Below are 13,068 nucleotides of genomic sequence, written 5' to 3'. Positions count from 1 at the left end.
TCCCGGCGCAAACGTCGGAGGCACCGCAGGTTTGGCGATCGGTGACCATGTAAACGATAACAGAATATGTTCGACGAAAAAGATTTGCAGCAAATCCGGGAGCACGGACTCACTCCCGAACAGGCGGAGACCCAGTTGGAGAATTTCCGCCGCGGATTCCCTTTCCTGAATGTCGTGCGGGCCGCATCGCCGGGCGACGGCGTGCTGGTTGTCGGCGCGGCGGAGGCCGATGCCGCCGTGGAACGCTATGAAAAAGAGTCTGCCGGACTGGGGGTGGTGAAGTTCGTGCCCGCTTCGGGGGCCGCCACGCGCATGTTCAAGGAGCTGTTCGAGTTCGTCAACGACGGCAAACGCGGCAAGGGCATCGACACGCTGCTGGAAAATATCGGGAAGTTCGCCTTCTGGCCCGAACTTCGCGCCGTGCTGCCCGCCGGGGCCGACGACCGTGCGATCGTGAATGCCATCGTCGGCGACGGGCTGAACTACGGCCGCAAGCCCAAGGGCCTGGTCACCTTCCACGCCTATCCCGAGGGGGCGCGCAAGGCCGTCGAGGAGCACCTGGTCGAAGGGGCGGCCTACGCCGCGGCCGGAGGCGTCGTGCGCATCCATTTCACCGTCTCGCCCGAGCACGTCGCGGGCTTCGAGGAGCTGCTCGCCGCAAAGGTCCCCCTTTACGAAAAGCGGTTCGGCGTCCGTTACGAGATCTCGTTCTCGGTGCAGAAACCTTCGACCGACACCCTCGCCGTGAATCCCGACAACACGCCTTTCCGGCAGGACGACGGCACGCTGCTGTTCCGTCCCGCGGGCCACGGGGCGCTGATCGAAAACCTGAACGAGATCGACGCCGACCTGATCTTCATCAAGAACATCGACAACGTGACGACCGATGCCCGCCGCGGGGACACGGTCCGTTATAAAAAGGTGCTTGCAGGGGTTCTGCTCGACCTCCAGGGGCGCGCCTTCGAGTACCTCAAGGCCCTCGAAGTGGGCGGCGCCGAGCTGGAACCCATCGCCGAATTCATCGGGAAACAGCTCTGCGTGAAACTCCCCGCCGAGTACGATTCGGCGCTGCTGCGCGCCGTGTTGGACCGTCCGATCCGCGTCTGCGGCATGGTCCGCAACGAGGGCGAGCCGGGCGGCGGCCCGTTCTGGGTCGGGAACCCCGACGGCACGGAGTCGCTTCAGATCGCCGAGTCGAGCCAGATCGCGCCCGACGACCTGCCGCTGATGCAGTCGGCCACGCACTTCAATCCGGTGGACCTCGTCTGCGGCGTGCGCGATTCGAAGGGATGCAAGTTCGATCTGCGCCGGTACACCGATCCCGCGACGGGATTCATCTCGTCGAAATCCTCCGGCGGCCGCGATCTGCGCGCGCAGGAGCTTCCGGGTCTTTGGAACGGTGCGATGGCGAAGTGGAACACGGTCTTCGTCGACGTTCCCGTCACGACATTCTCTCCGGTGAAGGTGGTGCAGGATCTTCTGCGCCCCCAGCACCAATAGGTTTAAGGTTTTGCGGGTGTCTTTCGCCCGTCTTGTCCGGGCCGGCCGGGGAATGCGTTTGTATCTCCCGGCCGGCCCGGATCGTGTCGCGCCGAAGCCGGACTCTCCTTATTGCAGATGCAGGACCAGTTTGTCGAGTCCGAAGAAACACTCCGTGAATCCGGGAGCCGGGGCGACGGCCTCTATCGTCAGCGTGTTTCCGCCCTTGCGGATCTGTCCGTTGCCGAACGCAACCTCTTTGGCGATCAGTTCCGGGGCATGTCCCGGGCCTGCGGCGGCTGCCATTGCGGTGCGGCGGGCCTGCGGTTATACATCTGCTCCATTTGTGCCGGAAATTTGTCAAAATAGGATAAATTGCTGTTCAGTATCCCCGATTGTAGATAATCTTTTTTATATTTGTGCGTTAAAACCGAAAAACAATAATCAAAACTAAATAACGCTATGGAAAACAAACTTCAACAGTTGACGCAGAAGCTCTACGACGAGGGGCTGGAGAAAGGGCGCGCCGAGGCCGACAAGCTGGTGGCCGACGCCAAGGCCGAGGCCCGGAAGATCGTCGCCGAGGCCCGCGCCGAGGCCGAAGAGATCGTCAAAAAGGCGGAGGCCAAGGCCGAGGACGTTTCGAAGAACACCATGACCGAGATTTCGCTGGCCGGCAAGCAGGCCGTCGGCAGAATCAAGTCGGAGATCGCCTCGCTGATCATCGCCAAGGCTACGGCCCGGGGCGTGAAGGAGGCCGTCGTGGACCCGGCGTTCATCAAGGAGATGCTCGTCGCCGTAGCTAAAAACTGGAACGGTTCCGATTCGGGCAAGGTCGAATTGCAGGCCCTGCTGCCCGAGGGCGAGCGCAAGAAGCTCGACGCGGCGTTCGAGGAGAGTGCGAAGGAGCTGCTCGCCGCCGGTGTCGAGGTGGGCTGGTCGAAGGAGGTGAAGACCGGCTTCAAGGTGGGCGCCAAGGAGGGCGGCTACTACATTTCGTTCGCCGACGCCGACATCGAAGCGCTGTTGGCAGAGTACCTGCGCGACAAGGTGTTCCAACTGTTGTTCAAGGCGTAAGGCATGTTTGCGACCCAATATTATTGTCTGGTAGCCTCCCTGAAGGAGTACGCGCTCGACGCCGACACCAAGGGCTTCGACGCCCGGGCCATCGTCTCCGGGATTCTGGAGGAGGTGAACCGCGGCGACGCCCGCGAGGTGCGGCTCCTGTACGGCTACTACGACTGTGAGAATATCGCCGCCCTGCGTGCGGGGCGCTCGGCGCACAATCCGCTGGGCAACTTCACGCGCGAGGAGCTGGCGGAGGAGCTGAAAGCTCCGAAGCGGCTTCCCGAGGCGGTTGCCCGCGTGGTGAGGGCCTATGCCGATCCCGAGGGCGAGGACGCCGAGACGGTCGACACGTCGCGGCGTTTCGAGAAGGAGCTGTTCGGGGCCTACTACGCCGCCTGCGGAAAGGCCGGGAGCCGCTTCCTGCGCGAGTGGTCCGCTTTTGACCGGAACCTGCGCAACGTTTCGGCGGCCGTCACGGCGCGCGCCGCAGGGCGTGCGGTCGAGGAGGTCGTCGTGGGCGGCGGCGATGTCGCCGAACAGTTGCAGCGCAGTTCTGCGGCCGATTTCGGGCTTCGGGGCGAACTTCCCTATATCGACGCGGTGATCGCGGCGGTGAACGACGAGGCCAACCTCGTGGAGAAGGAGCACAAGATCGACCTGATCCGCTGGAACGAAGCCGCGGAGCTGGCGACCTTCGACTATTTCGACGTCAACGCCATCCTTTCCTACCTGGTGCGGATCAACATCGTCGCCCGCTGGACGCTGCTCGACGCTGCGCGCGGCCGCGAGATGTTCGCCCGCCTGCTTGCCGAACTGGACGGCAAGGAGCTGATTAATAAGGAATAAACAATAAAAACATACAATGAAAACTACAGGACGTGTAAACGGTATCATCTCCAACATCGTGATCGTCAAGGCCGACGGACCCGTGGGTCAGAACGAGATCTGCTATGTCTGGACGGGCGATACCAAAATGATGGCCGAGGTCATCAAGGTCATAGGCGACGCGGCCTATGTCCAGGTTTTTGACAGCACCCGCGGTCTGAAGATCGGCGACCGGGTCGAATTCGAGGGTCACATGCTCGAAGTCACGCTGGCTCCGGGCCTTTTGTCGCGCAACTACGACGGTCTTCAGAACGACCTCGAAAAGATGGACGGTCTGTTCATCGCCCGCGGTTCGATCACCGATCCGGTCGACTACGATGTCGAGTGGGAATTTTCGCCGCTGGCCAAGGTCGGCGACAAGGTCACGGCGGCGTCGTGGCTGGGCGAGGTGAAGGAGCAGTGGGTGATGCACAAGATCATGGTTCCCTTCACGATGACGGACAGCTATACGGTCAAGAGCGTCGCCGAGGCGGGCAAATACAAGATCACCGACACGATGGCAGTCCTGACCGACGCCGAAGGCCGCGACCACGAGGTGACGATGGTGCAAAAATGGCCCGTGAAGCAGGCCGTGCGCTGCTATACGGAGAAACCCCGCCCGTCGCGCATCATGGAGACCGGCGTGCGTCCGATCGACACCTTCAACCCGATGGCCGAGGGTGGTACGGGCTTTATCCCGGGGCCTTTCGGCGCGGGCAAGACCGTGCTCCAGCACGCCATTTCGAAGCAGGCCGACGCCGACGTGATCATCATGGTGGCGTGCGGCGAGCGCGCCAACGAGGTGGTCGAAATCTTCAAGGAGTTCCCCGAGCTGATCGACCCGCATACGGGCCATACGCTCATGGAGCGCACGATCATCATCTGCAACACGTCGAACATGCCCGTCGCCGCGCGTGAGGCGTCGGTCTATACGGGTATGACCATCGGCGAATACTACCGCTCGATGGGCCTCAAGGTGCTCGTGATGGCCGACTCGACGTCGCGCTGGGCGCAGGCGCTGCGCGAGATGTCGAACCGTCTGGAGGAGCTTCCCGGTCAGGACGCCTTCCCGATGGACCTTTCGGCGATCATCTCGAACTTCTACTCGCGTGCGGGACTGGTGAAACTCGTCGGCGGCCAGACCGGATCGGTGACGTTCCTCGGCACGGTGTCGCCTGCGGGCGGTAACCTCAAGGAGCCGGTGACCGAATCGACGAAGAAGGCCGCGCGTTGTTTCTACGCCCTTTCGCAGGGCCGCGCCGACTCGAAGCGCTATCCGGCCATCGACCCGCTGGAGTCCTACTCGAAATACCTCGAATACCCCGAAATCCGCGAATACCTCGACGAGCACATCGAGAAGGACTGGGTGGACCTGGTCTACGCGGGCAAGACCATCGTGCAGCGCGGCAAGGAGGCCAACGACCAGATCAACATTCTGGGCGACGACGGCGTGCCGGTGGAGTATCACGAACGGTTCTGGAAATCGGAGCTGATCGACTTCGTCATCCTCCAGCAGGACGCTTTCGATGACATCGACGCCAACTGCCCGATGGAACGCCAGCAGATGATGTACAAGATGGTGTTGGGCATTTGCAACCAGGAATTTGCGTTCGCCGACTTCGAGGCCTGCTCGCAGTTCTTCAAGGGGCTGATCAACCTCTTCCGCCAGATGAACTATTCGGAGTGGAAGTCGGAGAAGTTCGAGGGCTACCGGAAGCAGATCGAGCAGTATGTGAGTGAACAATCCAAATAAGCGGGAGAAATTATGACAACACGAGCATTTCAGAAGATATATACCAAGATTGACAACATCACCAAGGCTACCGTGACGCTCCGCGCCACGGGCGTCGGCAACGACGAACTGGCCACCGTCGGCGGCAAGCTGGCGCAGGTGGTGAAGATTATGGGCGAGAACGTCACGTTGCAGATTTTCGCCGGAACCGAGGGCCTGTCCACCGACTCCGAGGTCGTCTTCCACGGCGAGCCTCCCAAGCTGCGCGTTTCGGACAACCTCGCGGGGCGTTTCTTCAATGCCTACGGCGAACCGCTCGAGGGCGGCGAGATCATCGAGGGCGAGGCCCGCGAGATCGGCGGTCCGACGGTGAATCCCTTCCGGCGCATCCAGCCTTCGGAGCTGATTGCCACGGGCATCGCCGGCATCGACCTGAACAATACGATCGTGACGGGGCAGAAGATCCCCTTCTTCGCCGACCCCGACCAGCCCTACAACGCCGTGATGGCCAACGTGGCCCTGCGCGCCAAGGCCGACAAGATCATCCTGGGCGGCATGGGCCTTACGAACGACGACTTTCTGTACTTCAAGTCGGTCTTCGAGAACGCCGGCGCGCTCGACCGCATCGTGTCGTTCGTCAACACGACCGAGAATCCGCCCGTGGAGCGTCTGCTCGTTCCCGACATGGCGCTTACCGCCGCCGAGTACTTCGCCGTCGACAAGGGCGAGAAGGTGCTGGTGCTGCTCACGGACATGACCTTGTACGCCGATGCCCTGGCCATCGTGTCGAACCGCATGGACCAGATTCCGTCGAAGGACTCGATGCCCGGTTCGCTGTATTCGGACCTTGCGAAGATCTACGAAAAGGCCGTGCAGCTGCCCAACGGCGGTTCGATCACGATCATCGCCGTGACGACGCTTTCGGGCGGCGACATCACGCACGCCATCCCCGACAATACGGGTTACATCACCGAGGGCCAGTTGTTCCTGCGCAACGACTCCGACACGGGCAAGGTGATCGTCGACCCGTTCCGTTCGCTGTCGCGTCTGAAACAGCTCGTCATCGGCAAGAAGACCCGCGAGGACCATCCGCAGGTGATGAACGCCTGCGTGCGCCTCTACGCCGACGCGGCCAACGCCAAGACCAAGCTGGAGAACGGCTTCGACCTCTCGGACTACGACGAGCGCACCCTGAAGTTCGCCTTCGACTACTCGGAGAAACTGCTGGCCATTGATATCAATATCGAGATCAACCAGATGCTCGACACCGCATGGGGGCTTTTCGCCAAGTACTTCACCCGGGAGGAGGTCGCCATCAAGGAGGAACTTATCCAAAAATACTGGAAGGAGGCGTAACGCGCAATGGCAATCAAATTCCAATATAACAAGACCTCGCTGGGCGAACTCGGCAAACAGCTGAAAATGCGCCAGAAGGCCCTCCCTACGATCAAAAGTAAGGAGTCGGCCCTGCGCTCCGAAGTGAAGAAGGCGAAGGACTCCGCAAGCGACTACCGTCGTCGGCTCGACGCTCTGAAGGCCGAGTACGACTACATGGTGTCGCTCTGGGGAGAGTTTGATTGTGACCTCCTGCGCATTGCCGACGTCGATTTGTCGGTCCAGAAAATCGCGGGTGTGCGCACGCCCGTCCTGCAGGAAGTGAAATTCGAGGAGAAACCCTACGATCTGTTCTCCTCGCCGGTGTGGTTCGCCGACGGAGTCGGCATCCTCAAGCGCATGGCGCAGCTGGGGATCGAGTTCGAGGTCTACAACCGGAAGATGGAACTGCTGGACCATGCGCGCCGCAAAACCACTCAAAAGGTGAACTTGTACGAAAAGGTTCAGATACCCGGGTACGAGGACGCCATACGTAAGATCAAACGCTTCATGGAGGACGAGGAGAACCTCTCCAAGTCGGCCCAGAAGATCGTGAAAACCAAGCAGCAGGCCGCCGGGGAGGGCGCGATGTTATGATAGCCAGAATGTCAAAATACAACTTTGTGCTCTTTGCGGCGCAGAGTGAGGATTTCGTCGAGAAGCTGCGCGGCCTCGGGCTGGTGGACATCACCACCGCGGGTTGGGAACCCTCCGAGGAGGACCGCCAGTTGCTGCTGGACATCGAGAGCCTTGCGAAGGCCGCGGAGTTCCTGAAGAACTTCCGCGCCGGGGAGCGCTGCGACGCTGCCGCCGCGCCGTTCGCTTCGGGCGAGGAGGCCTATGCGCATTACGCCGCCGCGCACCGCGAGGCCGCGACGCTCAACGCCGAGATCGGGCGGCTGGAAAAAGCGGCCGAGGAGCTGCGTCCCTGGGGGGCGTTCGACGTGGAGGCGACGCGGAAACTCGCCGCCCGGGGCATTGTCCTGCGCTATTTCTTCACCCAGCGCAACACCTTCGACAAGCAGTTGGCCGAGTGGTCGGAGCGCTATACGGTTTCGGAGGTCAGCCGCACCGATGCCATGGTGTGGTTCGTCGTCGTGGCCAAGCCCGGCGAGGAGGTTACGCTCGACGCGCAGGAGATGAAGACCCCGACGATGGACATTCGCGAGGCGGAGCGCCGCATCGCCGAAGCCGAAGGGAAACTCCGGACCCTCGACGCTGAATTTTCGCGTGCGGCCGCTTCGGAGGCCCTGCTCGCACAGCACGCCTGCTCGCTGAAGGAGCGTTTGCAGGGCGTGCGGGTGAAGGCTACGGCGCAGGAGGCCGCCGACGGTACGCTGGTCGTCATGGAGGGCTGGGCCGAGAAGGAGACTTCCGGTCGGGTCGACGCCCTTTTGGAGGAGTACCCCAACGTGGTCTTCCTCAAATCGGACCCCACGCCCGAGGACGAAACGCCCGTGAAGCTCAAGAACCGTTGGTTCGCGCATGTCTTCGAACTGGTGGGCGACATGTACGCCCGCCCGAAATACGGGACGATGGACCTCACACCCTTCTTCGCTCCGTTCTACATGCTCTTTTTCGGCATCTGTCTCAACGACGCCGGCTACGGACTGATCCTGACCCTGATGGGGTGGTGGATGCTCGCCAGGAACCGAAAGCCCGGCATGATGCGTCAGGCGGCGTGGTTCGCCACGCTGTGCGGCGTGTCGACCGTCGCGTTCGGACTGCTGTGCGGCTCGTTCTTCGGCATCAACATGAACACGTGGTTCCCCTCGGTGAAATTCCTCGATTTCCAGGGACAGTTCTTCTCCATCGCGCTGGTTATCGGCGTGGTGCAGATTCTTTTCGGCATGCTGCTCAACATCTGGATGACCGTTCGCTGTTTCGGTTTCGGCCGTGCGCTGGGACTGCTGGGGTGGTTCATCATCCTCGTCTCGTGCTGTCTGGCCATGGGCCTTCCGATGGCGGGTCTCGCCATTCCGGGCTTTACGGCCGGATCGGTGGCCTTCTATGCGGCGCTGGGCGTCGGCGGCGTGCTGATGCTGCTTCTGAACAATCCGAAGCGCAATCCGCTCATCAACCTCGGCGCGGGTTTGTGGGACCTTTACAACAACCTCACGGGACTGTTGAGCGACGTGCTGTCCTATATCCGTCTGTTCGCCATCGGGCTTTCGGGCGGTGTGCTGGCGCTGGTGTTCAACACGCTGGCGTCGGGATTCGTGCCCGAAGGCGCGAACATCGTGGTCCGGCTGCTGATTATGATTCCGATTCTGCTGATCGGTCACGGCATCAACCTTTTCATGTCGACCATCTCGTCGTTCGTGCACCCGCTGCGTCTGACGTTCGTCGAGTTTTTCAAGAACGCCGGTTTCGAAATGGCCCCGCGCAATTTCGACCCGATTCGTAAAATGAACGATACTAACGAATAATAACAATTAAAAAAAACTCAAAACATTATGGAAACAACAGCATTGGTATTGGCTTACGTCGGCGTAGCGCTGATGGTGGGTCTGGCAGGTGTCGCTTCGTCGATCGGTACCGCAATTACGGGTCAGGCCGCAGTAGGGGCCATGAAGAAGAACGGCGGCGCTTTCGGCAGCTACATGATTCTTTCGGCGCTTCCCGGTTCGCAGGGTCTCTACGGTTTCGTCTGCTTCTTCCTGGTGCAGAAGGGTCTGACGGACCCGACGATGGTGCAGGGCGCGGCTATCTTCGGCGCCGGTCTGCTGGTCGGTCTGGTGAACATCGCCGCTTCGATCTATCAGGCAAAGGTCTGCGCCAACGGTATCGCCGCTATCGGCAACGGTCACGACGTGATGGGTAAGACGCTGATCCTCGCGGCTTTCCCCGAGCTGTACGCCATCCTGACGGTGGCCGCCACCTACCTGATCGCAACGCTCGACGGCGTGAATCTCTTCTGACGGGGCGGAACGCCCGTCACCGGAAAGGGAGACCCTGCGGGGCCTCCCTTTTTCGTTGCCGTCCTGCGGTCGGGGCGCTCTCCGAATACGAAGGAACGGTTGTCGTGGGACACCACGACAACCGTTCCTTCGGGGGATATGGGTATTACGGCCGAACCGGCGCTCGTTCCGTGACTACCGTCCTTTGCGGCGCGACGAGGTGCGCACCTTCGGGCCTTTGCCGCGGGGCTCTTCCGTACGGCGCGCCGCGGCCCCGGGCAGCAGCAATTCGAAGTCTAACTGGCGTTTCTGCAGGTCGGCGCGCTTCACGCGGATGCGTACCGGGCTGCCCAGCGTCATGCGGATGCCCGTCGAGCGGCCGATGATTTCGTAAAGCTGCTCGTCGAAGGTGAAGAAGTCGCCCTCGATGTCGCGCAGGAACGACATGCCCTCGATGTGGGTTTCGTCCAGCTCGACGTAGACGCCCCATTCGGTAAGCCCCGAGATGTGTCCCTCGAACTCCTCGCCGATGTGCTCTTTCATAAATTCGACCATCTTGTATTTGATCGACGCGCGTTCCGCCTCGGCGGCCACGACCTCGCGGTCCGAAGCGCGTGCGCAGAGGTCTTCCAGTTCCGTTTTGTCGGCCGGCTTGCCGCCCGCGAGGTAACGCGCCAGCAGGCGGTGGACCATCATGTCGGGGTAGCGGCGGATCGGCGACGTGAAGTGCGTGTAGTAGGGGAACGCCAGACCGTAGTGTCCGATGTTGTCGGTCGTGTAATAGGCTTTGGCCATCGAGCGCACGGCCATCGTCGCCACGGCGTTTTCCTCCGTGGTTCCCTTTATCTGTTTGAAGAGCTTGTTCAGTTCCTTGGCCACGGCGCGGCCCTTCGTAGCCTTGAAGATGTGCCCGAAGCGGAGGATGAACTGCCGGAAGCGGTCGAGTTTCTCCTCGCTCGGGGTGTCGTGCACGCGGTAGACCATCGTGCGCTCCGCCGAGCGGCCGCTCTCGGTCCTGCGTTTGCCGCAGAACTCCGCCACGCGGCGGTTGGCCAGCAGCATGAACTCCTCGATCATCTGGTTCGACTCCTTCTGCTCCTTGAAGTAAACGCCTAACGGTTTGCCGTTCTCGTCGAGGCGGAATTTCACCTCTTCGCGGTCGAACGAGATCGCGCCGTTCCTGAAGCGCTCCTTGCGCAGCGCCTGCGCCAGCCGGTTGAGCGTCAGCACCTCCTCGGCGTAGTCGCCGCGTCCCGTTTCGATGATCTCCTGCGCCTCGGCGTAGGTGAAACGGCGGTCGGAGTGGATCACCGTGCGTCCGAACCACTCTTCGAGGATGTCGAGGTTTTCGTTGAGCGTGAACACCGCCGAGAAGCAGAGGCTCGTCTCGTGGGGGCGCAGCGAACACAGCTCGTTCGAAAGCCGTTCAGGAAGCATCGGCACGGTGCGGTCCACCAGATAGACCGACGTGCCGCGCTCCACGGCCTCGTCGTCGATTACCGAGTGGGGCCGCACGTAATGGGTCACGTCGGCGATATGCACGCCCACTTCCCAGACGCCGTCCTTTATTTTGCGCACCGACAGCGCGTCGTCGAAGTCCTTGGCGTCCGCAGGGTCGACCGTGAAGGTCGTGACACCCCGGAAGTCGCGCCGCTGGGCGATCTCTTTGGCCGTGACGCGGGCGTCGATGGCCTGGGCGGCCTCCTCGATTTCGGGTTCGAAGCGGTAGGGAAGCTCGTATTCCGCCAGGATCGAGTGCATCTCCGTGTCGTTGTTGCCCGCCATGCCCAGCCGCTCGACCAGTTCGCCCACGGGGCTTTTGCTGCCCGGGAGCCAGTCGGCGATGCGCACCACGACCTTCTCGCCGTCGCGCACGTCGGGATAGGTGCGCTTCGAGAGATAAATGTCCATCGGCATGCGGCGCGAGTCGGCCCGTACGAAAATCTGGTGCGCCCCGACTTCGGCCACGCCCACGTAGGGCTTGCGGTTGCGTTCGATGATCCGCGTGATCTCGCCCTCCAGCTGTCCGTTGCGGCCGCGGTGCATCACCACGACCTCGACGCGGTCGCCGTTCAGGGCGTTCGCGGCGTTGCGCTGGTTGACGAAGATGTCGCTCTCCTGCCCTTCGACCTTCACATAGACCGAACCCGAGGGGGCCATGTCGGCCACGCCCTCGTAGTGGGGCAGGTGGGTCTGCATCAGACGGTATTTTTCGCGCGCGCACTCCTCGACGACTCCCTCTTCGAAGAGGCGTCCGAGGATTTCTAACGTTTCGCGGCGGCCCTCTTTCGTGGCGCCTCCGGAAGCCGAAGCCAGGTGCTTCAGCGAGAACTTATTGTTGGGGAATTCCCGGAACATGCTCAATATGATCGAGGTGCGGTCCGTCTTCCGTGCTCCGTTTTCGGAGCGTTGTTTCTGTTTTTTCATCATTTCTTAAAAATTTGCAGGGCTTCGGTCCTCCGTCGGATTTCCGTTGTGCCCGTTTTGCCGCTGTCGCGGCCGGCCTGTGTGCGTTTTGCGGAACCGGGCGTTATTTTTCCAGGAGTTGCAGGGCCAGTTTCCGCATGTAGGCGATGCCCACGCCGATAGCCGCTTCGTCGGGGAAGAATGTCGCCGTGTGCGGGCGTCCGGCCGCAGCGCCCACGCCCAGCCGGTAGAACAGCGACGGGTATTGCTTGCAGTAGAACCCGAAATCCTCGGCCGTGGTGCGCAGGGGCAGCATCTCGACCTTCAGCTTCTCGGCTTTGGCCAGGGCCGTGGCCTGCTTCACGAGGATCTCGTCGTTGACGACGCACGGATAGCCGCGGCCGATCGTCACTTCGGTCTTCACGCCGTGCCGGGCGTCGATGTCCGCGGCGATGATCTCGATGCGGCGGTGGATGATGCCGCGCTCGCGTTCGTCGAACGTGCGCAGCGTTCCCTCCATGTAGATCTCGTCGGGCACGATGTTCGTCGCGCCCCCGGCCTCCACGCGGCCGATCGAGAGCACGCACTCCTCGCCGTTGAGCGCGATGAGGCGCGTCAGCAGTTCGGCGCCGGCCGCCACGGGGTCCTTGAGCTGCTTGCGCATGGCGCCGTGCCCGCCCGTGCCGCGGACGCGGAAGCGCAGTTCGTCGCTTGCCGCCATGTACTTTCCGGCCCGGAATCCGAGGGTCCCGACTTCCAGCTGCGGTTCGACGTGTTCGCCGACGACGGCCCGCACGTCGTAGCCCTCGAACGGCTTTTCGGCCAGCACCAGCGAGGCTCCGCCCGGGTTGCACTCCTCGCCCGGCTGGAACAGCCCGAAGAGCGTGCCCCGGAAATCGGGCGCCTCGGCGAAGGTTTTCAGCACGCCGAACAGCACCGCGGCGTGCATGTCGTGGCCGCAGGCGTGCATCACGCCCTCGTTCTGCGATCTCCACTCGCAGTCGTTCCGCTCCGTGACGGGCAGGGCGTCGATGTCGGCGCGCAGCACCGCGGCGCGCCGGTCGCCTTCGGGGGTCTTGCGGCCCTTGATGCGGGCCACGACGCCCGTCGATGCGATCCGGCGGTGTTCGATGCCCAGTTCGTCGAGCTGCTGTTCGATGAACGCCGCCGTGTCGTGTTCCTTGAACGACAGTTCGGGGTGCGCATGCAGGCGGCGGCGGAATTCGACAGGTTCCATTGATTCTC

11 protein-coding genes are annotated in these 13,068 nt (G+C 62.1%); 8 read left to right on the top strand and 3 right to left on the bottom strand.

The genetic code is table 11. The annotated features are described in order from the left end of the window. Nucleotides 1-66 precede the first annotated feature (66 nt). The gene (locus DWW03_RS00730; RefSeq protein WP_118406097.1) at nucleotides 67-1,500 is read left to right on the top strand and encodes a DUF4301 family protein; all 1,434 of its coding nucleotides are present in this window, start codon (nucleotides 67-69) and stop codon (nucleotides 1,498-1,500) included. Between the two features lie 108 nt (nucleotides 1,501-1,608). Here DWW03_RS00730 and DWW03_RS16490 read toward each other — a convergent pair whose 3' ends face one another. Further along, nucleotides 1,609-1,785 carry a hypothetical protein gene (locus DWW03_RS16490; protein WP_181989588.1) on the bottom strand — a complete coding sequence of 59 codons (177 nt, stop codon included), beginning with the start codon at nucleotides 1,783-1,785 and terminating at the stop codon, nucleotides 1,609-1,611. Nucleotides 1,786-1,941: 156 nt separating this feature from the next. Here DWW03_RS16490 and DWW03_RS00725 point away from each other — a divergent pair, with 156 nt between their 5' ends. From DWW03_RS00725 to DWW03_RS00695, 7 genes are read left to right on the top strand one after another with little or no spacing between them, the layout of a single operon-like run. After that, a complete protein-coding gene (locus DWW03_RS00725) occupies nucleotides 1,942-2,556 on the top strand; it encodes a hypothetical protein (protein WP_015547544.1) in 615 nt (204 codons plus the stop codon). A 3-nt stretch (nucleotides 2,557-2,559) separates the two neighbouring features. Further along, entirely contained in the window at nucleotides 2,560-3,393 is an 834-nt protein-coding gene (locus tag DWW03_RS00720; RefSeq protein ID WP_022062485.1) for a DUF2764 family protein, read from the top strand. 16 nt (nucleotides 3,394-3,409) lie between these two features. Then, nucleotides 3,410-5,164: a V-type ATP synthase subunit A gene (locus DWW03_RS00715; RefSeq protein WP_118406096.1), complete on the top strand. Its 1,755-nt coding sequence runs from the start codon at nucleotides 3,410-3,412 to the stop codon at nucleotides 5,162-5,164. A gap of 12 nt (nucleotides 5,165-5,176) precedes the next feature. After that, a complete protein-coding gene (locus DWW03_RS00710) occupies nucleotides 5,177-6,499 on the top strand; it encodes a V-type ATP synthase subunit B (RefSeq protein WP_022062483.1) in 1,323 nt (440 codons plus the stop codon). 6 nt (nucleotides 6,500-6,505) lie between these two features. Beyond that, nucleotides 6,506-7,114, top strand: a complete 609-nt coding sequence (locus DWW03_RS00705; protein ID WP_015547547.1) for a V-type ATP synthase subunit D — start codon at nucleotides 6,506-6,508, stop codon at nucleotides 7,112-7,114. An 8-nt stretch (nucleotides 7,115-7,122) separates the two neighbouring features. Next, nucleotides 7,123-8,946, top strand: a complete 1,824-nt coding sequence (locus tag DWW03_RS00700) for a V-type ATP synthase subunit I (RefSeq protein WP_118406218.1) — start codon at nucleotides 7,123-7,125, stop codon at nucleotides 8,944-8,946. A 27-nt stretch (nucleotides 8,947-8,973) separates the two neighbouring features. Then, on the top strand, nucleotides 8,974-9,438 hold the full coding sequence (locus DWW03_RS00695) for an ATP synthase subunit C (RefSeq protein ID WP_022062481.1): 465 nt from the start codon (nucleotides 8,974-8,976) through the stop codon (nucleotides 9,436-9,438). Nucleotides 9,439-9,612: 174 nt separating this feature from the next. Here the strand turns inward: DWW03_RS00695 and rnr are convergent, their stop codons facing one another. Next, nucleotides 9,613-11,844 carry a ribonuclease R gene (rnr, locus tag DWW03_RS00690; protein WP_022062480.1) on the bottom strand — a complete coding sequence of 744 codons (2,232 nt, stop codon included), beginning with the start codon at nucleotides 11,842-11,844 and terminating at the stop codon, nucleotides 9,613-9,615. Between the two features lie 103 nt (nucleotides 11,845-11,947). Beyond that, on the bottom strand, nucleotides 11,948-13,060 hold the full coding sequence (locus DWW03_RS00685) for a M20 family metallopeptidase (RefSeq protein ID WP_022062479.1): 1,113 nt from the start codon (nucleotides 13,058-13,060) through the stop codon (nucleotides 11,948-11,950). Between the last annotated feature and the right edge of the window lie 8 nt (nucleotides 13,061-13,068).

This window comes from Alistipes sp. AF14-19 (genome assembly GCF_003461645.1).
Lineage (GTDB): Bacteria > Bacteroidota > Bacteroidia > Bacteroidales > Rikenellaceae > Alistipes > Alistipes shahii.
The sequence above is the reverse complement of the archived record's forward strand: the minus strand, read 5'-3'. Positions and strand labels throughout refer to the sequence as shown.